This is a genomic window from Vibrio sp. 1562, from assembly GCF_033340155.1.
Taxonomy (GTDB): Bacteria; Pseudomonadota; Gammaproteobacteria; order Enterobacterales; family Vibrionaceae; genus Vibrio; species Vibrio alginolyticus.
On the sequence record NZ_JAWOVY010000026.1, the window covers coordinates 31,876 to 51,703 of the forward strand.

At 44.2% G+C, this 19,828-nt stretch carries 21 protein-coding genes; 17 read left to right on the plus strand and 4 right to left on the minus strand.

What is annotated here, in order from left to right; all coding sequences use genetic code 11:
- Nucleotides 1–44 precede the first annotated feature (44 nt).
- The 7 genes from R7Z49_RS20290 (at nucleotide 45) to rplI (ending at nucleotide 4,904) form a co-directional block, all read left to right on the plus strand.
- Entirely contained in the window at nucleotides 45–1,556 is a 1,512-nt protein-coding gene (locus R7Z49_RS20290) for an SPOR domain-containing protein (protein WP_115386332.1), read from the plus strand.
- Nucleotides 1,557–1,625: 69 nt separating this feature from the next.
- Nucleotides 1,626–2,465 carry a Dam family site-specific DNA-(adenine-N6)-methyltransferase gene (locus tag R7Z49_RS20295; protein ID WP_005382762.1) on the plus strand — a complete coding sequence of 280 codons (840 nt, stop codon included), beginning with the start codon at nucleotides 1,626–1,628 and terminating at the stop codon, nucleotides 2,463–2,465.
- A gap of 92 nt (nucleotides 2,466–2,557) precedes the next feature.
- Complete coding sequence (gene rpe, locus R7Z49_RS20300) at nucleotides 2,558–3,229, plus strand: ribulose-phosphate 3-epimerase (protein WP_005381300.1); 672 nt, start codon at nucleotides 2,558–2,560, stop codon at nucleotides 3,227–3,229.
- 244 nt (nucleotides 3,230–3,473) lie between these two features.
- A complete protein-coding gene (rpsF, locus tag R7Z49_RS20305) occupies nucleotides 3,474–3,863 on the plus strand; it encodes a 30S ribosomal protein S6 (protein WP_005381299.1) in 390 nt (129 codons plus the stop codon).
- A gap of 8 nt (nucleotides 3,864–3,871) precedes the next feature.
- On the plus strand, nucleotides 3,872–4,174 hold the full coding sequence (gene priB, locus R7Z49_RS20310) for a primosomal replication protein N (protein ID WP_005381298.1): 303 nt from the start codon (nucleotides 3,872–3,874) through the stop codon (nucleotides 4,172–4,174).
- 16 nt (nucleotides 4,175–4,190) lie between these two features.
- Nucleotides 4,191–4,418, plus strand: coding sequence for a 30S ribosomal protein S18 (gene rpsR / locus R7Z49_RS20315; protein WP_000090472.1), 228 nt, complete (start codon nucleotides 4,191–4,193; stop codon nucleotides 4,416–4,418).
- 33 nt (nucleotides 4,419–4,451) lie between these two features.
- Nucleotides 4,452–4,904 (plus strand): 50S ribosomal protein L9, encoded by a 453-nt coding sequence (rplI, locus tag R7Z49_RS20320; protein WP_005382760.1) that lies wholly within the window; start codon nucleotides 4,452–4,454, stop codon nucleotides 4,902–4,904.
- Between the two features lie 77 nt (nucleotides 4,905–4,981).
- Here rplI and R7Z49_RS20325 read toward each other — a convergent pair whose 3' ends face one another.
- Nucleotides 4,982–5,746: a DUF481 domain-containing protein gene (locus tag R7Z49_RS20325; RefSeq protein ID WP_186584618.1), complete on the minus strand. Its 765-nt coding sequence runs from the start codon at nucleotides 5,744–5,746 to the stop codon at nucleotides 4,982–4,984.
- 221 nt (nucleotides 5,747–5,967) lie between these two features.
- On the opposite strand from R7Z49_RS20325, the gene R7Z49_RS20330 reads away from it, so the two are divergent.
- Both R7Z49_RS20330 and alr read left to right on the plus strand, forming a co-directional pair.
- Complete coding sequence (locus R7Z49_RS20330) at nucleotides 5,968–7,368, plus strand: replicative DNA helicase (RefSeq protein WP_005382759.1); 1,401 nt, start codon at nucleotides 5,968–5,970, stop codon at nucleotides 7,366–7,368.
- A 13-nt stretch (nucleotides 7,369–7,381) separates the two neighbouring features.
- On the plus strand, nucleotides 7,382–8,458 hold the full coding sequence (alr, locus tag R7Z49_RS20335) for an alanine racemase (RefSeq protein WP_005381272.1): 1,077 nt from the start codon (nucleotides 7,382–7,384) through the stop codon (nucleotides 8,456–8,458).
- Between the two features lie 38 nt (nucleotides 8,459–8,496).
- Here the strand turns inward: alr and R7Z49_RS20340 are convergent, their stop codons facing one another.
- Nucleotides 8,497–8,916 carry a secondary thiamine-phosphate synthase enzyme YjbQ gene (locus tag R7Z49_RS20340; protein WP_005381271.1) on the minus strand — a complete coding sequence of 140 codons (420 nt, stop codon included), beginning with the start codon at nucleotides 8,914–8,916 and terminating at the stop codon, nucleotides 8,497–8,499.
- Nucleotides 8,917–9,222: 306 nt separating this feature from the next.
- On the opposite strand from R7Z49_RS20340, the gene pgi reads away from it, so the two are divergent.
- The gene (pgi, locus tag R7Z49_RS20345) at nucleotides 9,223–10,875 is read left to right on the plus strand and encodes a glucose-6-phosphate isomerase (RefSeq protein WP_005381270.1); all 1,653 of its coding nucleotides are present in this window, start codon (nucleotides 9,223–9,225) and stop codon (nucleotides 10,873–10,875) included.
- Nucleotides 10,876–10,974: 99 nt separating this feature from the next.
- Here the strand turns inward: pgi and R7Z49_RS20350 are convergent, their stop codons facing one another.
- Together R7Z49_RS20350 and zur are read right to left on the minus strand one after the other, a co-directional pair.
- Nucleotides 10,975–11,436, minus strand: coding sequence for a chemotaxis protein CheX (locus R7Z49_RS20350; protein WP_005381269.1), 462 nt, complete (start codon nucleotides 11,434–11,436; stop codon nucleotides 10,975–10,977).
- A 9-nt stretch (nucleotides 11,437–11,445) separates the two neighbouring features.
- Complete coding sequence (gene zur, locus R7Z49_RS20355; RefSeq protein ID WP_005381268.1) at nucleotides 11,446–11,910, minus strand: zinc uptake transcriptional repressor Zur; 465 nt, start codon at nucleotides 11,908–11,910, stop codon at nucleotides 11,446–11,448.
- 321 nt (nucleotides 11,911–12,231) lie between these two features.
- Here zur and dusA point away from each other — a divergent pair, with 321 nt between their 5' ends.
- The 7 genes from dusA (at nucleotide 12,232) to R7Z49_RS20390 (ending at nucleotide 19,235) form a co-directional block, all read left to right on the plus strand.
- Complete coding sequence (dusA, locus tag R7Z49_RS20360) at nucleotides 12,232–13,212, plus strand: tRNA dihydrouridine(20/20a) synthase DusA (protein ID WP_017821727.1); 981 nt, start codon at nucleotides 12,232–12,234, stop codon at nucleotides 13,210–13,212.
- A 164-nt stretch (nucleotides 13,213–13,376) separates the two neighbouring features.
- Nucleotides 13,377–13,592 carry an envelope stress response protein PspG gene (pspG, locus tag R7Z49_RS20365; protein ID WP_005381266.1) on the plus strand — a complete coding sequence of 72 codons (216 nt, stop codon included), beginning with the start codon at nucleotides 13,377–13,379 and terminating at the stop codon, nucleotides 13,590–13,592.
- 98 nt (nucleotides 13,593–13,690) lie between these two features.
- Complete coding sequence (locus tag R7Z49_RS20370) at nucleotides 13,691–14,350, plus strand: TIGR04219 family outer membrane beta-barrel protein (RefSeq protein ID WP_130545458.1); 660 nt, start codon at nucleotides 13,691–13,693, stop codon at nucleotides 14,348–14,350.
- Between the two features lie 157 nt (nucleotides 14,351–14,507).
- Nucleotides 14,508–14,738 carry a hypothetical protein gene (locus R7Z49_RS20375; RefSeq protein ID WP_005381264.1) on the plus strand — a complete coding sequence of 77 codons (231 nt, stop codon included), beginning with the start codon at nucleotides 14,508–14,510 and terminating at the stop codon, nucleotides 14,736–14,738.
- A gap of 117 nt (nucleotides 14,739–14,855) precedes the next feature.
- Nucleotides 14,856–16,727, plus strand: coding sequence for an assimilatory sulfite reductase (NADPH) flavoprotein subunit (locus R7Z49_RS20380; protein WP_005381262.1), 1,872 nt, complete (start codon nucleotides 14,856–14,858; stop codon nucleotides 16,725–16,727).
- Nucleotides 16,727–18,463, plus strand: a complete 1,737-nt coding sequence (gene cysI / locus R7Z49_RS20385) for an assimilatory sulfite reductase (NADPH) hemoprotein subunit (RefSeq protein WP_186584628.1) — start codon at nucleotides 16,727–16,729, stop codon at nucleotides 18,461–18,463. Before R7Z49_RS20380 ends, cysI begins: the two co-directional genes overlap by 1 nt.
- Entirely contained in the window at nucleotides 18,456–19,235 is a 780-nt protein-coding gene (locus R7Z49_RS20390) for a phosphoadenylyl-sulfate reductase (RefSeq protein ID WP_005382748.1), read from the plus strand. Before cysI ends, R7Z49_RS20390 begins: the two co-directional genes overlap by 8 nt.
- Nucleotides 19,236–19,828 lie beyond the last annotated feature (593 nt).

Genomic DNA, 19,828 nt, shown 5'->3' on the forward strand with positions numbered 1-19,828 from the left:
TGGCGCCTTTGGGCGTCATTCTTGTAGTGTATTAAGGTTATTAGATGAGTGTTGCTCACGTACTGGAATTAGATTCTCAAATCGAGTTGCTTGATAGATTAGGTCTACTGACTAACTTTGGTTCCAATCTCATTGCGATTAATGGTCATGATGGGTACGGGAAATCTTGGTTAGCGCAGCGATACCTTGAAGTGGGTGCCAGTAACAAGAATCAATGTTTGTTACTTTGTCATTCTAATCAAGACGATGTGCAGCATCGCGTCCTTATTTTGAATCAACTGGTTTCAGACGCATTGTTTAATCAGCAAGAGCCTTTACTTGATAGCCTTGAAAGGCTTTTAGGTGATGAGCCGTGTGACATTGCAATTGTTGTAGATGATGCGCATTTATTGAGTGAGACACTTATCTCTGAGCTTTGGATGCTGGTCTTAGAGGCGCACCATAAGCCAAATTGGACCATCAATGTCTTACTGTTTACACAGTCTGGACGTTTAGACGGTTTGCTAGCACGTCTCAGTTATGGACAAGAGATAAAGCCTGTTGAGCTTGATATTGATATGTTGTCCGAAGTGGAAGCTCGTCGTTTCTTTGAGTCACTTGTTGCGCGCTACGTCGATGATGAGTCTGAGAAACGGGTTAGAGATGCATTTAAAAAAGTCGACCCAGTACCGGGTGACATCATGGCGTTAGGAGAGATGAAAGTGGAAAAAAGGATCATTATCCGCTCGATTGTCGGTTCACCCCTGAATATTGCGTTGGTGGTATTAGTATTACTGTTGCTTGCTGCGGGTGGCTATTGGTGGATGCTTAGTCAACCAAGTCCTGATGATAAAGCGCAGCAAATTGCTGGCGGTTTAGAGCAAACGGCTATTCCAACTTTTGAAGAGTCAGTAATCAGTGCAGCGCAATCTTCACTGCAACCTGTAACCGATGGCTCTAGCAGTCTTGATAACTCTGGTGCGGTTGATGATTCTGATTCATTACCACCAGCAGTGACAGAAGAAGTAGCGAGCGTAGGCAGTGATGACAATCAACAAAGAGTGGTGATTGAGTCGAATGTGGTCGATGCATTGCTTGAAGGTAAAACTGATTCAGCAGACACAAAAGCGATTGATGACGTCGTAGGTACTGAGAAAACAGAAACCGCCGATGAAACTAGCTCTCCTTTGATTAAAGTCGTAAAACCGAATCAAGATATGGCGCAAGCACCTGCTCAGTCAGAAGAGGGTGAGGCAAACCAACCTGTTGTGAAGTTTTCATTTGCTCGTGAAGAACTAAAAGCGCTATCGCCAAGAGCTTATACTTTACAACTCGCAGCTATGACCTCAATGGAAGATGTACAATCCTTTCTCAATGAGCATAAACTGAATAATCAAGTGCGAATTTATCCTACCGTTCGTAATGACACCGAGTGGTATATCATCACATATCAAGATTATCCGACAATTCAAATGGCTCGTGATGCCGTCGCAAGCTTGCCAGATTCGGTTAAGTCGGTGAGTCCTTGGGCAAAATCACTCCGTCAGGTTCACCGTGAAATTGAACGAGTGAAATAAACCTGAGCTTCCCTGAAAAATATGTTACATTCCGCAGCCTTAATTTTTGGTCGATAGATAGAGCAGTAGATGAAAAAGCAACGAGCCTTTCTTAAATGGGCAGGAGGAAAATACGGACTGGTTGAAGACATCCAACGTCATTTGCCGCCGGCTCGAAAGCTAGTTGAACCTTTTGTTGGTGCGGGCTCAGTGTTTCTGAATACCGATTATGACCATTATCTACTTGCAGATATCAATCCAGATTTGATCAATCTGTACAACCTGCTGAAAGAACGCCCTGAAGAGTATATCTCTGAAGCGAAGCGTTGGTTTGTCGCTGAGAACAACCGCAAAGAAGCCTACCTACACATTCGCGCTGAATTTAATAAAACCGATGACGTGATGTACCGCTCTTTAGCGTTTTTGTACATGAACCGCTTTGGTTTTAATGGCCTATGCCGTTACAACAAAAAAGGTGGCTTCAATGTACCGTTTGGCTCTTACAAAAAGCCGTATTTCCCTGAGGCGGAATTGGAGTTTTTTGCAGAAAAAGCCAAAAAAGCTACGTTCGTTTGTGAAGGTTATCCTGAAACATTTCGTCGTGCGCGCAAAGGGAGCGTCGTGTATTGCGATCCACCTTATGCGCCGCTTTCAAATACGGCAAATTTCACCTCATACGCAGGTAATGGTTTCACGTTGGACGACCAAGCTGCATTAGCCGACATTGCTGAAAGAACAGCGACTGAACGTGGCATTCCTGTGTTGATTTCTAACCACGACACTACCTTGACACGTCGGTTGTATCACGGTGCGGATCTTAATGTGGTAAAAGTAAAGCGTACCATTAGCCGTAATGGTAACGGTCGTAATAAAGTTGATGAGCTACTTGCGCTTTTTCATGCCCCAGACATGGATAAATCAAGCTCTTAATTCTCACACTATTATATCTAAATAGTGGATCTCCCCACTGGCTTCGGTAGAATTGCGCGCAGATTGTTTGCTCATTACTACTGAGGTCAGGTATGAAAGATTTTCTTATTGCTCCATCCATTTTATCGGCAGATTTTGCTCGTCTCGGTGAAGATGTAGAAAAAGTACTCGCAGCGGGTGCGGATGTGGTGCATTTCGACGTTATGGATAACCACTATGTACCAAACCTGACTTTTGGTGCGCCTGTGTGTAAAGCACTACGCGATTATGGCATCACAGCGCCAATCGATGTTCACCTAATGGTGAAACCCGTTGACCGTATTATTCCTGATTTCGCAAAAGCGGGTGCGTCGATGATTACGTTCCATGTAGAAGCTTCTGATCATGTAGACCGTACACTGCAGTTAATTAAAGAGCACGGCTGTCAGGCTGGTGTGGTACTAAACCCAGCAACGCCACTTGCAAGTCTTGAATTTATTATGGATAAAGTCGACATGATTCTACTGATGTCGGTAAACCCTGGTTTTGGTGGTCAATCATTCATTCCTCATACACTAGATAAACTGCGTGCCGTTCGTAAGATGATTGACGAGTCTGGTCGTGATATCCGCTTAGAAATCGATGGCGGTGTGAAGGTTGACAACATTCGTGAAATTGCAGAAGCGGGCGCAGACATGTTTGTCGCAGGCTCGGCGATTTTCGGTGAGCCAGATTACAAACAAGTGATCGATCAAATGCGCGCTGAACTGGCTGAAGTTAAATAAGCACCGATAAGCCAGCGCAATAACACGCTGATTTTAAAGGCTGCCAGCTTGTTGGCAGCCTTTGTGTTTTCTAGTATTAGAAGAAATTAAATATCCACTGCGCTGAGCAAATAATCACTTGCCTATTTTACGCCCTTTCTGTACTATTCGTGCTCCTTAAACTCAGTCAATTATCTTTAGTTCCTTGCTTCCTCTGGACGACTGAGCCATTTGTGGAAGCTGAATAATCCGTAAGGAGCAACCAATGCGTCATTACGAAATCGTATTCATGGTGCACCCAGATCAAAGCGAGCAAGTTGCTGGCATGATCGAGCGTTACACTGGTTCAATCACTGAAGCTGGCGGTAAAATCCACCGTCTAGAAGACTGGGGCCGTCGTCAACTGGCTTACCCAATCAACAAGCTTCACAAAGCTCACTACGTTCTTATGAACGTTGAAGCTGACCAAGCTGTAATTGATGAGCTAGAAACTGCTTTCCGTTTCAACGATGCAGTTCTACGTAACATGATCATGCGTACTAAAGCAGCGATCACTGAGCAATCTATCATGCTTAAGCAAAAAGAAGAGCGTGCTCCACGTCGTGAAGAGCGTTCTGAAGCTAAGCCTGAAGCTAAGTCAGAAGCTGCTGAGTAAGTTTTCTTATGGCCAATCGAATGGAGCTGAGCGGCACCATTGCCAAACCGCCCATTCGTAGTAAAAGCCCTGGTGGCATTGAACACTGTCGGTTTTGGCTGGAGCATCGCTCTACTATTATCGAAGCTGACTTACCTCGACAAGTTTATTGTCGTATGCCGGTAGTCGTCAGCGGGCTTGGGTCACAAGCACTAACTCAGAATTTAGTTCAAGGCAGTAACATTAAGGTAAGTGGTTTTGTCACTTATCAAACCGGCCGAAATGGCGTGGGAAAATTAGTGTTACACGCCGACAACATTACTCAAATTTAAGATCAGGAGATAGCCCATGGCTCGTTTCTTCCGTCGTCGTAAATTCTGCCGTTTCACTGCAGAAGGCGTACAAGAGATTGATTACAAAGACGTAGCAACTCTTAAAAACTACATCACTGAAGCTGGTAAAATCGTACCTAGCCGTATCACTGGTACAAGCGCTAAGTACCAGCGTCAACTAGCACGTGCTATCAAGCGTTCACGCTACCTAGCTCTACTACCGTACACTGACAAGCATCAGTAATCGGTTCATTTTATTAAGAAAGAGGATTAAGCAATGCAAGTTATTCTACTTGATAAAATTGGTAACCTAGGTGGTCTTGGCGATACTGCAAACGTTAAATCTGGCTACGCTCGTAACTTCCTTATCCCACAAGGTAAAGCAGTTATGGCAACTAAAGCTAACGTTGAAATGTTTGAAGCTCGTCGTGCTGAACTAGAAGCTAAAGTTGCTGAGCAACTAGCTGCTGCAGAAGCTCGCGCAGAGAAAGTTAACGCTCTAGAAGCTGTAGTTATCGCTTCTAAAGCTGGTGACGAAGGCAAACTATTCGGTTCTATCGGTACTCGTGACATCGCTGACGCTATCACAGCTGCAGGCGTTGAAGTTGCTAAGAGCGAAGTTCGCCTTCCTGAAGGTGCTCTACGTAACACTGGTGAGTTCGAGATCAGCGTTCAACTTCACTCTGAAGTTTTCGCGACAGTTAACCTACAAGTTGTTGCTGCTGAGTAATTCAGTATCAAGACGAAATACTAAAAAGCACCTCCTTGGAGGTGCTTTTTTTATTTCTAAAACTGAGAGAAAAAGGGTTAAAAAGCGAAAAGTAAATTAACGGAAAATACGCTGTCCGCTTTGCTTAAGCCTTCAGGCACTTTATCGTGATACTGACGAGAGTGCGCCAGTTTCAGTGCAATATCTTCAGTAATATCATTGGTTACACTGAGTTCACTATCAGTACGTGTGTTACTTCTACCTGTTACCAACGTAATATCAGCTGCGAGACTTAAATTATCCAACGCATGCCAAGTTGTGTTGATATTTCCTCGAAAAATGCCTTCTCTAACGATATCGGGAAAGACAATATCGTCATCATCTATTTCGTCTAAGTTTGGCTCTTGATAGCGAAAACCAGGGCCTACTTCTACCTCTAAAATGAAGTTCTCAGTGTAGGAGAACTGGTAACCCAAACCACCTGACAACGTATAGTCTTTAAAATAAGCACTGTAGCGAGAATCCACTCCTTTAAAGCTGCCATACAAATACGTCTTAGGGCCTAACTTGTAGTCACTCTGTAGGGAATAGGTGGATGAGCGTTTGTCTTCTTCACCGTCTTTGTACAAGTTGTAGTACTTCCACTCACCATTAGAACGGTGTCGACCTGACGTATATTCAGCACTCAAACGAGCATTCAGGGAACGAGAGTCCGTGTTACCTGTGTGAGCTTGATAGCCGAACTCCACCTCGGTTTTTAGTGGGTCGGGTACATCAATATTTTGCTCTGGCTGTACTGATTCGTCAGCATACGATGCACTAGCGCACAGTAGGCTAAAGCTAAGTAACCAGTATCGGGACACATCAACCTCGAACGTAATCAAAAAGGAGGGGCATGATACTGATACAGATATTTGGTTGGGTCAATGGTAGGTTAATTTTTATTAGAGCTAGGCGGAAGAACCAGGCTATTACCCGGGTGGTTCACATGATGATTTCTTAACAAGTAATTGTCGCTTCGGGGAAGCATCTCAGCTAGGTTAAGGTTATAATCGTGGGTCAATAGTAGTTATCGAGCAAAGTCATGGCGGAAAACAGAAATCGCAAACCTTCAGACAGTCAGGTCGACGCAATCAAAGTGCCACCTCACTCACTAGAAGCCGAGCAATCAGTAATTGGTGGTCTTTTACTGGATAATGAACGTTGGGACACCGTTGCCGAACGTGTTGTGAGCAGTGATTTCTATAGTCGTCCACACCGCCTGATTTTTGAAGGTGTAAAAACCATTCTTGAAGCGGGTAAACCTCTCGATCTTATTACTTTATCGGAGTATCTAGAGCGTCACGAGTTGTTAGAAGATGTAGGCGGTTTTGCTTACCTCGCTGACTTGGCGAAGAATACGCCAAGTGCAGCTAACATCAATGCGTATGCTGATATTGTCGCTGAGCGTGCGATTGTTCGTGGCCTTATTGGTGTCGCGAATGAAATTGCGGACGCGGGCTATGACCCTCAAGGTCGCAGTTCTGAAGATTTAATAGACATGGCGGAGAGTAAAGTTTTTGCTATCGCCGAGTCTCGAACTAGTGAAAACGAAGGACCACAAAACGTCGACAACATCCTCGAAAAGACGTTAGAACGTATCGAGTTGTTGTATAAAACGCCACAAGATGGTGTTACGGGGGTCGATACCGGTTTCACAGATCTCAATAAGAAAACCGCAGGTTTGCAAGGCTCTGATTTGGTGATTGTCGCAGCGCGTCCATCGATGGGTAAAACGACCTTTGCGATGAACTTGTGTGAAAATGCGGCCATGCAACAAGAAAAGCCCGTACTTATTTTCTCGTTAGAGATGCCAGCTGAACAGTTGATGATGCGTATGTTGGCCTCTTTGTCTCGTGTAGACCAAACCAAGATCCGTACGGGTCAGCTAGATGACGAAGATTGGGCGCGTATTTCTTCTACTATGGGTATCCTGATGCAGAAGAAAAATATGTACATTGATGATAGCTCTGGTCTAACTCCGACCGAAGTGCGTTCGCGCGCTCGCCGTATCGCTCGTGAACATGGCGGTCTATCGATGATCATGGTCGACTACCTTCAGTTGATGCGCGTGCCTTCGTTAACCGATAACCGTACTCTTGAGATTGCTGAGATCTCTCGCTCTCTTAAGGCGCTGGCAAAAGAGCTAAATGTGCCTGTTGTGGCACTGTCGCAGCTAAACCGTTCCCTAGAGCAACGTGCGGATAAACGACCAGTAAACTCGGACTTGCGTGAATCCGGTTCCATCGAGCAGGATGCCGACTTGATCATGTTCATCTACCGTGATGAGGTTTATCACCCAGATAGTCCGTACAAAGGTACGGCCGAAATCATTATTGGTAAACAGCGTAACGGTCCTATCGGCTCTGTTCGCCTCACTTTCCAAGGTCAACATTCGCGTTTCGACAACTACGCGGGTCCTGCATTCGATATTGATGATGAGTAATTCCATGAGCTATATGAAAGCGGCCAAGGCGTGCATTGATTTGTCTGCGTTGCAGCACAACTTACAGCGCGTAAAAGCTCAAGCGCCACAAAGTAAAGTGATGGCTGTCGTCAAGGCCAATGGTTATGGTCACGGATTACGTCATGTCGCAAAACATGCTAACCATGCGGATGCGTTTGGCGTGGCTCGCATTGAAGAAGCATTGCAACTGCGCGCTTGTGGAGTAGTAAAGCCGATTCTATTGCTAGAAGGTTTTTACTCTCCTGGTGATTTACCTGTTCTTGTGACGAACAACATCCAAACCGTGGTGCACTGTGAAGAGCAGCTTATCGCCTTGGAGCAAGCAGACCTTGAAACTCCGGTTGTCGTGTGGCTGAAGATTGACAGTGGCATGCACCGCCTTGGGGTTCGTCCTGAACAATATGACGACTTTGTAACGCGGCTGAAGGAGTGTCCAAATGTAGCGAAACCGTTGCGTTACATGAGCCACTTTGGCTGTGCAGATGAGCTGGATAGCGATATTACCCCACAACAGATTGAGCTGTTTAAATCGTTGACTTCTGGTTGCCAAGGGGAACGTTCACTGGCGGCATCTGCGGGGTTATTGGCATGGCCTCAAAGCCATTTAGATTGGGTTCGTCCGGGTATTATCATGTATGGTGTGTCGCCATTCGATGACAAAACGGCGCAAGATCTTGGGTATCAGCCTGTCATGACACTTAAATCCCACCTTATTGCGGTACGTGAAGTGAAGAAGGGCGAAAGTGTTGGCTATGGTGGTATTTGGACCAGTGAGCGAGATACAAAAGTTGGGGTCATCGCTGTAGGGTATGGCGACGGTTACCCAAGAAGTGCTCCAAACGGTACGCCGGTGTGGGTTAATGGCCGTAAAGTACCTATTGCAGGTCGAGTTTCCATGGATATGCTGACGGTCGATTTGGGACCAGACGCAACGGATAAAGTCAGCGACGAAGCGATTCTTTGGGGGAAAGAGCTCCCAGTAGAAGAAGTGGCGGGTCACATTGGTACGATTGCGTATGAACTCGTGACTAAGCTAACGCCTCGCGTCGAGATGGAATACTCCAAATAAACAACGAAAGGCTAACCCAAGGTTAGCCTTTGTTTTATCTACTCACCGTTAATCGTAGCAATAACGCGGCGGCCACCACCAAAGTCTCGATGCTCACCCAAGTAAATACCTTGCCATGTTCCTAAAGCTAATCGACCATTTTGGATTGGTACCGTCACACTACTGCCAAGCAGTGATGCTTTAATATGTGCCGGCATGTCGTCGTCACCTTCATAGGTGTGCTGATAATAAGGAGCACGCTCTGGCACAAACTTATTGAAGTGCGCTTCCATGTCCATACGCACGGTTGGATCAGCATTCTCATTTAAGGTCAAACTGGCGGAGGTGTGCTGAATAAATAAGTGTAATAAACCTACTGAAAGTTCGTTTATTTGTGGTAATTGTTGTTCAATTTCATCAGTTATCAGGTGAAAACCGCGGCTTCTCGCTTTTAATTGCAGTGTTTTTTGTGCCCACATACGTGTTCCTTTGGAAATTTATAAATTGGCGTCTATCCTATTCCAATTAGAGCCTGTCATTAGTAAATGATATGATTCTTGTCATCGTAAATGAATTGTTCAATTTCAGGGCAGGGAACGTGACCTAACTCAATGTGAGTGTAAAAGCTCTCGGTCATAATTGGCGCCTGAAAAAAAATTACAAAGACTTGTTTTGTGGCAATTTGCCCAAACATCTAATTTATATTCTATTTGCTAAATCGGGGATTCCACAGTTTTCGCTAGACTGTAAGGAATGGAACCTACTGTAACATCGGGATAAAGACCATGTTGAAAAATATCAATCCAACGCAAACACAAGCTTGGAAAGCGCTAACGGCGCATTTCGAATCTGCACAAGATATGGATCTTAAAGAGCTGTTTGCTCAAGACGCAGCGCGTTTCGACAAATACTCTGCACGTTTCGGCTCAGACATCCTAGTCGATTACTCAAAGAACCTCATCAATGAGGAAACTCTGAAGCACCTGTTTGCTCTTGCGAAAGAGACCGAGCTGAAATCTGCAATTGAAGCGATGTTCAGTGGTGAAGCGATCAACCAAACAGAAGGTCGCGCTGTTCTTCACACTGCACTACGTAACCGTGCTAATACTCCAGTTATGGTAGATGGCGAAGACGTAATGCCAGCAGTGAACGCGGTTCTAGAAAAAATGAAATCATTCACTGAGCGCGTTATCGGCGGTGAATGGAAAGGTTACACAGGCAAAGCAATTACCGATATTGTGAACATCGGTATCGGCGGTTCTGACCTTGGCCCTTACATGGTGACGGAAGCTCTAGCGCCATACAAAAATCATCTAAACCTTCACTTCGTATCTAACGTTGATGGTACACACATCGTTGAAACGTTGAAGAAAGTTAACCCAGAAACGACGTTATTCTTGATCGCGTCTAAGACGTTTACAACGCAAGAAACCATGACTAACGCGCACACTGCTCGTGATTGGTTCCTAGAATCTGCGGGTGATCAGGCTCATGTGGCTAAACACTTTGCTGCGCTTTCAACAAACGCGACAGCCGTGTCTGAATTTGGTATCGATACAGCGAACATGTTTGAATTCTGGGACTGGGTTGGTGGCCGTTACTCACTATGGTCTGCGATCGGTCTATCAATTGCACTAGCAGTAGGTTTCGACAACTTTGTTGAGTTGCTTGATGGTGCTCACGAGATGGACAAGCATTTCGTATCAACAGATCTAGAAAGCAATATTCCAGTGATTCTTGCTTTGATTGGTATTTGGTACAACAACTTCCACGGTGCGGAGTCAGAAGCTATCCTACCTTACGATCAATACATGCACCGTTTTGCAGCATATTTCCAGCAAGGCAACATGGAATCAAACGGTAAATACGTTGACCGTGACGGCAATGCTGTAACTTACCAAACTGGCCCAATCATTTGGGGTGAACCAGGTACCAACGGTCAGCACGCGTTCTACCAGCTAATTCACCAAGGTACTAAGCTTATCCCATGTGACTTCATTGCACCTGCAATTAGCCACAACCCAGCTAGCGATCATCACCAAAAACTGATGTCTAACTTCTTCGCGCAAACTGAAGCTCTAGCGTTTGGTAAAAATGAAGAAACCGTGAAAGAAGAGTTGGTGAAAGTAGGTAAGAATGCTGAAGAAGTGGCAGCGATTGCGCCATTCAAAGTGTTTGAAGGTAACCGTCCAACAAACTCTATTCTAGTGAAGCAAATCACGCCTCGTACGCTAGGTAACTTGATCGCAATGTACGAACACAAAATTTTCGTACAAGGTGTTATCTGGAATATCTTCAGCTTTGACCAGTGGGGCGTGGAGCTAGGTAAACAACTGGCTAACCAAATCCTACCTGAGCTTGCAGACGAGTCTCAAATCAGCTCGCATGACAGCTCAACAAACGGTCTAATCAACGCATTTAAAGCGTTCAAAGCTTAATGTTTGAATAGATAAAGAAAAGGTCAGCAAATGCTGACCTTTTTATTGCCTGAGGCAAAAACAAAATAGGTTGGCCAGTGCCAACCTATTTTTTCTCTTTTATTCGAAGCAAATTTCGATAAAGGCATTTCCCCATTGGGAAGAGAAAGGCATGATAATAATTGAGCCTTCACACTTGTGGCGAATCGTATGACCTCGGCCCGAAACCACAACCGGTGTTGCCATATCAAAGTCAAAACCACTTTCCGCCAGAATGCGTTTCGCACCACCAGTAACCATGTTGGTGATCTCACCCACCATATCGGTCACTTCTTCATTGAGCCCATTTGGACGTTCACCAAGCATGTTCTGCATGATTTCTAGGGCGAGTGCTTCATCAAAGGTGATCGACATTGAACCACGAGTTTGTGGGCCTACCATACCAATCAGACCAGAAACGTCACCTCGTGCGATCTCATCTTTTTTGATTCGCGGTTTTTGTGGCTTTAGCTCAAGAGAAGCCATAGTTTTTAGCACGTTCATTAAAGAAGCTAAAAACGGGTTTACAAATTCAGCGCGCATAACGTTCTTCTATACTTTTTCTTTCGTCTCGGAGGAACAGGCCTGGCATTCACCATGAGTTTCAATAACTTGGTTGGTCAGTTTGAATCCATGCTTCTCGGCGTTTTCGGCTAACAAGGATATCAGCGTCTCATCTTCGAGTTCAACGACATCACCACATTTATCGCAAATTAGTAATTGGAAAAAGTGCTGCTGAGTATTGAAAGAACAACAAGTAATAAAGCTATTTGTCGATTCCACTCGGTGGATGAAGCCTTGTTCTAGGAGAAAATCTAATGCTCGATAAACAGTGGGCGGCTTAGCCTGAGGCTCACTCTCTTTTAGTTGCTCCAATAGCTCATACGCACTTGAGGCGCGGCGATTAGAACAAATGAGTTCAAATACGCGTCGGCGTTGCGGAGTCAGTCGTACTCCACGCTCTGCGCAGATACTTTCAATTTGTTCAATGATTGTTGGGTTCAAACCTTTCACCATAACTATCGGACGTGCTCTATGATAAATCATTTCTATACGAAGTTCGTTTAGAAATGCTTCATTTTACCCACTATCAGAACGAAAATCATGAATTAAAGCAAGTCGGTGGTGGTGTGAAGGCGGAATAATCATCACAGAATGAATCAACGAATGACACATTCGTATTACTTCTGCGTATTCCTAAGCACTTGGCTAGTCAGCCAACCAAATCATTCTCGCTGAAACTAGCACCCAGAGGTGCTTGGGTATACAATACCCGACTTATTTTTTGAGCGTACTGCTGCGCTCGACCTTGGCAACATAAAAACGGGTGTTTATATCATGACTCATTCTTGCAGGCTCTCCGTAGCACCAATGTTAGATTGGACTGATCGTCATTGTCGCTACTTCCATCGCTTAATGACCAAAGAAACCCTGCTGTACACTGAAATGGTGACGACAGGTGCGATCATTCATGGAAAAGGAGATTTCCTGGCTTATAACGAAGAAGAGCATCCGTTAGCCCTTCAACTTGGTGGTTCAAACCCAGCAGATTTGGCTACGTGTGCCAAGCTAGCGCAAGAGCGTGGCTACGATGAGATTAACCTAAATGTGGGGTGTCCATCTGACCGCGTACAAAACGGTCGATTTGGTGCTTGCCTAATGGCTGAACCGCAGTTAGTTGCGGATTGTGTCGCAGCAATGAAAGACGTGGTCGATATCCCTGTAACAGTCAAGACTCGCATTGGTATTGATGATCAAGATTCTTACGAGTTCTTAACGGATTTCGTTTCTATTGTTTCAGAAAAGGGTGGCTGTGAGCAGTTCACTATCCATGCTCGTAAAGCTTGGTTAAGTGGTTTAAGCCCAAAAGAAAACCGTGAGATCCCACCATTGGATTACCCACGCGCTTACCAATTGAAGCAAGACTTCTCACACCTAACGATTGCGATTAACGGTGGCGTGAAGTCATTAGAAGAAGCAAAAGCACATCTTCAGCATCTTGACGGTGTGATGATTGGTCGTGAAGCATACCAAAGCCCATATCTACTGGCATCGGTAGACCAAGAGTTGTTTGGCTCTAACGCTCCAGTGAAGAAACGCAGCGAAATTGTTGAAGAGATGTACCCATACATTGAAGCGCAATTAGCGAAAGGTGCGTACCTTGGTCACATTACCCGTCACATGTTAGGTTTGTTCCAAAGCATGCCCGGTGCTCGTCAATGGCGTCGTCATATCAGTGAAAATGCGCACAAACCAGGTTCTGGTCTAGAAGTATTGCAAGACGCGCTAGCTAAGATTCCAAAAGAATTGAATGTGTAAAATTCGCCAGTGAATGGCTAAAATTACCAACTAAAGAATGATAAAGCCAGAGTGCAGAAATGCCTCTGGCTTTGTTTTTTTATTAAAAATCATAATCTTAACTTCGTTTCTGTAAGTTGGTATGGAAACTGCTCTGTTTATTGAAAACAAATGGAGAAGTGATTATGTTGGAGCTAATCTTTATTTTAGTCTTTGCGGCGACCTTGTTGGTTACGGGTATCACAATGATGACCGTATTCGCAGCAACTGGTATTGCGTTAGTTGTGATGTTTTTACTGGGAATGGTTGGAGCGGTACTCAAGCTATTACCATGGTTAATCGTGATTGCATTGGGTATTTGGTTCTTCAAGAATTACGTTGCTCAGCCCCGCTATAAATAATGAGTAACATCATTTAGTTGATGGAGAGGCGTGAGAATATGGTATATTTCCTCTCACGTCCTCTACGTGAATATCAGCTATCTCGGAGTAAATACTACATGACAAATAAAGCGAACATCGCTTTAACGGCATTATCGTTAGCAGTATCTTTTCCTGTTTTTGCAGAGTACTCTGTATCGACAAAAGTCGGCGCAGAGGTATGGGCTGCCGACACTAAAGTTAATGAAGCGAGACGAGATAGCAGTACCACAGGCACTTTTTACGCGGCGATTGAACATGATGTTAAATACGTCCCTAATGCGCGCCTTCGTTACTCAAGTGTTGATGCGAATTACATGGGGTTCGATAAGCTCGATTTAACCTTGTATTACCACGTTCTAGAGCATGATTTATTGCACTTTGATGCGGGTCTTACGTTCAGTAATTTAAGTGACACTAAATATATTGATGCTGGCTCAAGCAGGCGTGTAGAAGAATTTGATGAGCTGATTTGGGCTTGGTATGGCTACGCAGAAATTCAAGTTCCGGATACAAACTTTGATGTGATTGGTGAGATAAACTTTGGTGACAACAAAGGTATTAAAAGCACCGATTTCATGGCAGGTGTTCAATACAATGTACCGCTCGAAAAAGCTCGACTGGCTTTTCGTGGAGGTTACCGTGTGATTGATTTAGAGTCCGATAAATTCATGTCGGATCTAGGGAAAGAGTTTATTTTTGCTAACGGCTTCTTTGTGAGTGCGGAATACGCGTTCTAAACTCAGCCATGTTAGATATTCGATTTACTTAAAACGTCGCTTTATAAGCGGCGTTTTTTTATATCACTTCATTATATCTAATCGAAATTTCTCCCTATTTGGCTGACTTAGACCATGCTTACCTAGGAGCAATGTGAAAGTTAAAGCAGGGATAGCGATGACAATAAATGAACTAAGACATCTATTCCGTGAAAATCAGCTTATCGAAGCGATTATTGAGCCTGCAATCCAAGAGGGTGGTTGGGTTGTAGAGTTCAGACATGCGCGCGGTGGTTTTGTTTTTCTAACGGACAGTCACGGCGAAGAATGTCTTTATGAAGATTTGGATACTGCGTCAAAATCGGCAATGGCAGTAGGCTTTCAACAAGTCCGCATTGAAGACCGATGAGCAAAAAGTAAGCCGTTCTTACTTCCAAAAAGTTATAAAACATTCACTTCTATTCTTTCTTGTTATTAAGGAGAGTGGGTACTCTATCGTCACGCAATGAATAGGGATGTCGTGATAATGTCTTTTCAAAAGAATGAGTATTCTCACAAGAATGTGTCTGAAGATAATAATGGGCAAGGAGGAAATCCTCCAATCGCAAGCCCTCTGAATGACCAACAAATTAGCTCACTCCAACAAACTGTCTCTGAGTTGTCTTCACAGCAACTTGCTTGGGTCAGTGGGTATTTTTGGGGATTAGCTCAAAATCAACCAAACACAGCGGTAACTCCAATTGCACAAGCAACGGCAGCCGTATCAGCGAAGCCAGCAGGTAAGTTGAGTATTATTTTTGCTTCCCAAACGGGCAATGCTAAAGGTGTTGCTGAAGCTCTGGAACAGGAAGCAAAAGCAGAAGGAATTGCAGTCGAACTTTTTGATGCAAGCGATTACAAAGGTAAAAACTTAGCCAAAGAAACGCATGTCATTATTGTGGCATCGACTAACGGCGAAGGCGAAGCGCCAGACAATGCTATTGAGCTACATGAGTTTTTGCAATCGAAGAAGGCTCCAAAGCTGCCAAACCTGCAATATGGTGTTATTGCATTGGGAGATTCTAGCTACGAGTTCTTCTGTCAGACCGGTAAAGACTTCGACACTTACCTATCAAAGCTAGGCGCGACTCCATTTATCGAGCGTCTTGATTGCGATGTGGATTATGAAGCCCCTGCAACTGAATGGCGTAAGAATGCGTTAGACAAGGTAAAAGATACACTGTCTTCTGGCTCTGAAGCGGATGTGGTTCAACTTCCTGTGGGTCAAGCTGCGACTGCGCACTCTCCTTACAATAAACAAAATCCGTACACTGCGACGTTACTGACCAGTCAAAAAATCACGGGCCGTGACTCTGGAAAAGACGTTCGTCATATAGAAATCGACTTAGAAGGCTCGGGCTTAACGTATCAGCCTGGTGATGCACTGGGTGTGTGGTTTGAAAATAGCTCGGAACTTGCAAATGCCATTCTTGGTAAGGTCGGTTTGTCTGGGGTTGAGACTGTTGACGTTGATGGTGAAAGCTTGTCAATCCACAGTGCTCTTGTGAGTAAATATGAAATCACAACATCTAACCCACAGCTCATCACAAAGTTTGCCGAGTTATCCGGTAGCAAGAAACTACAAAAGTTAGTTGAAGATAAAGATAAGCTTCGCGAGTACTCTGCAAATACTCAAATCGTTGATGTACTGGCAGAAAAGAAAACCAAGTTAACCGCAGATGAATTGATTGGTTTGCTTCGTCGTCTTACTCCACGCCTTTACTCTATTGCATCAAGCCAAGAAGAGGTCGATGAAGAAGTACACCTAACGGTTGCTTTGGTTGAGTACGAACAAAACGACGAAAAACGATATGGTGGAGCGTCTAGTTTCTTAGCACAGCGTCTCGAAGAGGGAGATGAAGTTAAAGTATTTGTTGAGCATAACAACAACTTTAAACTGCCGGAAGATGATAGCACTCCAATTATCATGGTTGGTCCTGGCACAGGTATCGCACCATTCCGAAGCTTTATTCAGGAACGTGAAAACCGTGATGCTGAAGGCAAAAACTGGTTGTTCTTTGGTGATCGCACGTTCACTCAAGACTTCTTATACCAAGTGGAATGGCAAAAGTATCTCAAGTCAGGAGTACTAAGCCGATTGGATGTTGCCTTTAGTCGTGACCAAGTAGAAAAGGTTTACGTACAACATCGCATCTTAGAAAACGCAGCTCAAGTGTGGCAGTGGATCCAAGAAGGCGCTTATATCTATGTCTGCGGTGATGCAACGCGTATGGCAAAAGATGTGCACGACGCATTGGTTATCGTTGCTGAACAAGAAGGCAAGATGCCGCGTGACGATGCAGAACAATTTATTAATGACCTACGTAAAGCGAAACGTTATCAGAGGGATGTGTACTAATGACTTTTTCTACGGACAATAATAAGCAGGTTGTATTAGGTGAAGAGTTAGGGCCGCTATCTGATAACGAGCGCCTGAAGCGAGAAAGCAACTTATTACGTGGCACTATTGAGCAAGATTTACAGGACCGTATTACTGGTGGCTTTACTGCCGACAACTTCCAGTTAATTCGTTTCCACGGTATGTATCAACAAGACGATCGTGATATCCGTAATGAACGCACAAAGCAAAAACTGGAACCATTACATAATGTGATGCTTCGTGCTCGTATGCCTGGAGGCATCATCACGCCAACGCAATGGTTAGCGATCGACAAGTTCGCAACGGAGCACTCTTTATATGGAAGTATTCGTCTGACGACTCGCCAAACGTTCCAGTTTCATGGGGTATTAAAACCGAATATTAAGTTGATGCATCAAACGCTCAACAGTATTGGTATTGATTCGATTGCAACCGCGGGTGATGTAAACCGTAACGTGTTGTGTACCACTAATCCAGTGGAGTCAGAGTTACACCAAGAAGCTTACGAATGGGCGAAGAAGATCAGTGAGCATCTATTACCAAAGACGCGCGCTTATGCAGAGATTTGGCTAGACGGTGAAAAAGTAGAAAGCACGGAAGAAGACGAACCGATTCTAGGCAAGAACTACTTACCACGTAAGTTTAAAACTACAGTGGTTATCCCACCGCAAAATGACGTAGATGTACACGCTAACGATCTCAACTTCGTAGCGATTGCAGATAACGGTAAGCTGGTAGGCTTTAACGTCCTGGTCGGCGGAGGCTTAGCGATGACGCATGGCGATACATCAACTTATCCGCGCCGCGCTGATGACTTTGGCTTTATTCCGCTGGACAAGACACTTGATGTTGCCGCAGCTGTAGTAACAACTCAGCGCGACTGGGGTAACCGTTCAAACCGTAAGAACGCAAAAACCAAATACACATTGGATCGTGTAGGTAGCGATGTCTTTAAAGTGGAAGTCGAGAAACGTGCTGGTGTTAAGTTTGAGCAAAGCCGTCCATATGAATTCACAGAACGTGGTGACCGTATTGGCTGGGTAGAAGGAATTGATGGTAAATATCATTTAGCGCTTTTCATCGAAAACGGTCGCTTATTAGACTTTCCAGGTAAACCACTTAAGACGGGTGTTGCTGAAATTGCCAAAATCCACAAAGGCGATTTCCGCATGACAGCAAACCAAAACCTAATTGTTGCGGGTGTACCTAAAAACGAAAAAGCGAAGATTGAAAAGATCGCTCGTGAACATGGCTTAATGGACGACGGCGTAAGTGAACAGCGTAAGAACTCAATGGCTTGTGTTGCTTTTCCAACTTGTCCGCTAGCGATGGCAGAAGCTGAACGTTTCCTTCCTCAGTTTGTTACTGATGTGGAGGGGATTCTGGAGAAGCACAACCTACCAGAAAATGACAACATCATTTTGCGTGTAACTGGGTGTCCAAATGGTTGTGGCCGCGCAATGTTGGCTGAAATTGGTCTAGTTGGCAAAGCGCCGGGTCGTTACAACTTGCACCTAGGTGGTAACCGTGCTGGTACTCGAGTACCTAAAATGTATAAAGAGAACATCACGGATAAGCAAATCTTAGAAGAGATTGATCTGCTGGTGGCTCGATGGTCGAAAGAGCGTGAAGAAGGCGAAGCCTTTGGCGATTTCACTATTCGTGCTGGTATTATCCAAGAAGTGCTCGTATCAAAGAGGGACTTTCATGCTTGATTCTGTAGCATCCAAGTTGGAGCTTACAGAGTTACTGACATTAACAAAGACGGAGCAAATCCTCCGTCTTGCTCAAATTAATGTCGAGCTCGAAAAGCTTTCAGCACAAGAGAGAGTAGCGTGGGCTTTAGATAATCTAGAAGGCGAGTTCGCGGTTTCTTCTAGTTTTGGTATTCAAGCCGCGGTTATGCTTCATTTAGTTACTCGCGCCAAAGCGGACATCCCCGTCATTCTAACCGATACCGGTTACCTGTTTGCTGAGACGTACCGATTTATTGATGAGCTGACAGATGCTCTCAACCTAAATTTAAAAGTTTATCGAGCCAAAGAAAGTGCGAATTGGCAAGAAGCTCGATATGGAAAATTATGGGAGCAGGGCGTAGAGGGAATTGAAAAATACAACAAGCTCAATAAAGTTGAGCCGATGCGTCGAGCGTTAAAAGAGCTTAATGTTGGAACGTGGTTCTCTGGATTGCGTCGAGAGCAAAGTAAATCTCGTGCAGGTTTACCGATTCTATCAATTCAGAACGGTGTGTTTAAATTTCTACCAGTAATTGATTGGACTAATAAAGACGTTCATTACTACTTAGAACAACACGGCCTTAAATACCACCCATTGTGGGATGAAGGTTACCTTTCAGTTGGTGATACACATACCACTCGTAAATGGGAGCCGGGAATGTCAGAGGAAGAAACTCGATTCTTTGGCTTAAAGCGAGAATGTGGCCTACACGAAGATGATGGCTCTGAACAAGATGGGTCTGGCATATAGCCATAATGCTCTTTAAATAGAGTTTAGGTTAAGTTTAATAAAGATAGCTGCAATAAAGCAGCTTTCTTTATTTATGGTACTTGAAAAAACACGCCTCAAAGAACAATTCTGTGGATAAGTTGTGTGAGAGCTTGGGGTAAAGTTGAATAAATAAAGGTTTGATCGAAAACTCATCGTTTAACCATTATTTTTGCAATTTTTGAAAAATAACACTTGCCAATGTGAGCGCGATCTCTATAATGCCTCCTCGTCGACAGGGCAAGGCCTCACAAGGGGTTAAGCGAAGTTGATAAGGCTGAAAAGAAAAACGAAATAATTTGAAGAAAGTGTTTGACACAATAAATTATCTCGCTAGAATGGCCGCCTCTTCCGAAGTGATGTCAATCACAAAGAAGAGTTGCTCTTTAACAATATAGACCTATCAATCTGTGTGGGCACTCGTTGATGATAATCCAAATAGTTTCTTCGGAAACAATTTAGGTTTCAATGAAACGAAGTGACCATTGAATCTTCGGGTTCAGCACAGTCAATTCAAACATTACTTATGTAATGTTCAGTATTCATTGAGCCGAACAAAATCTTAAATTGAAGAG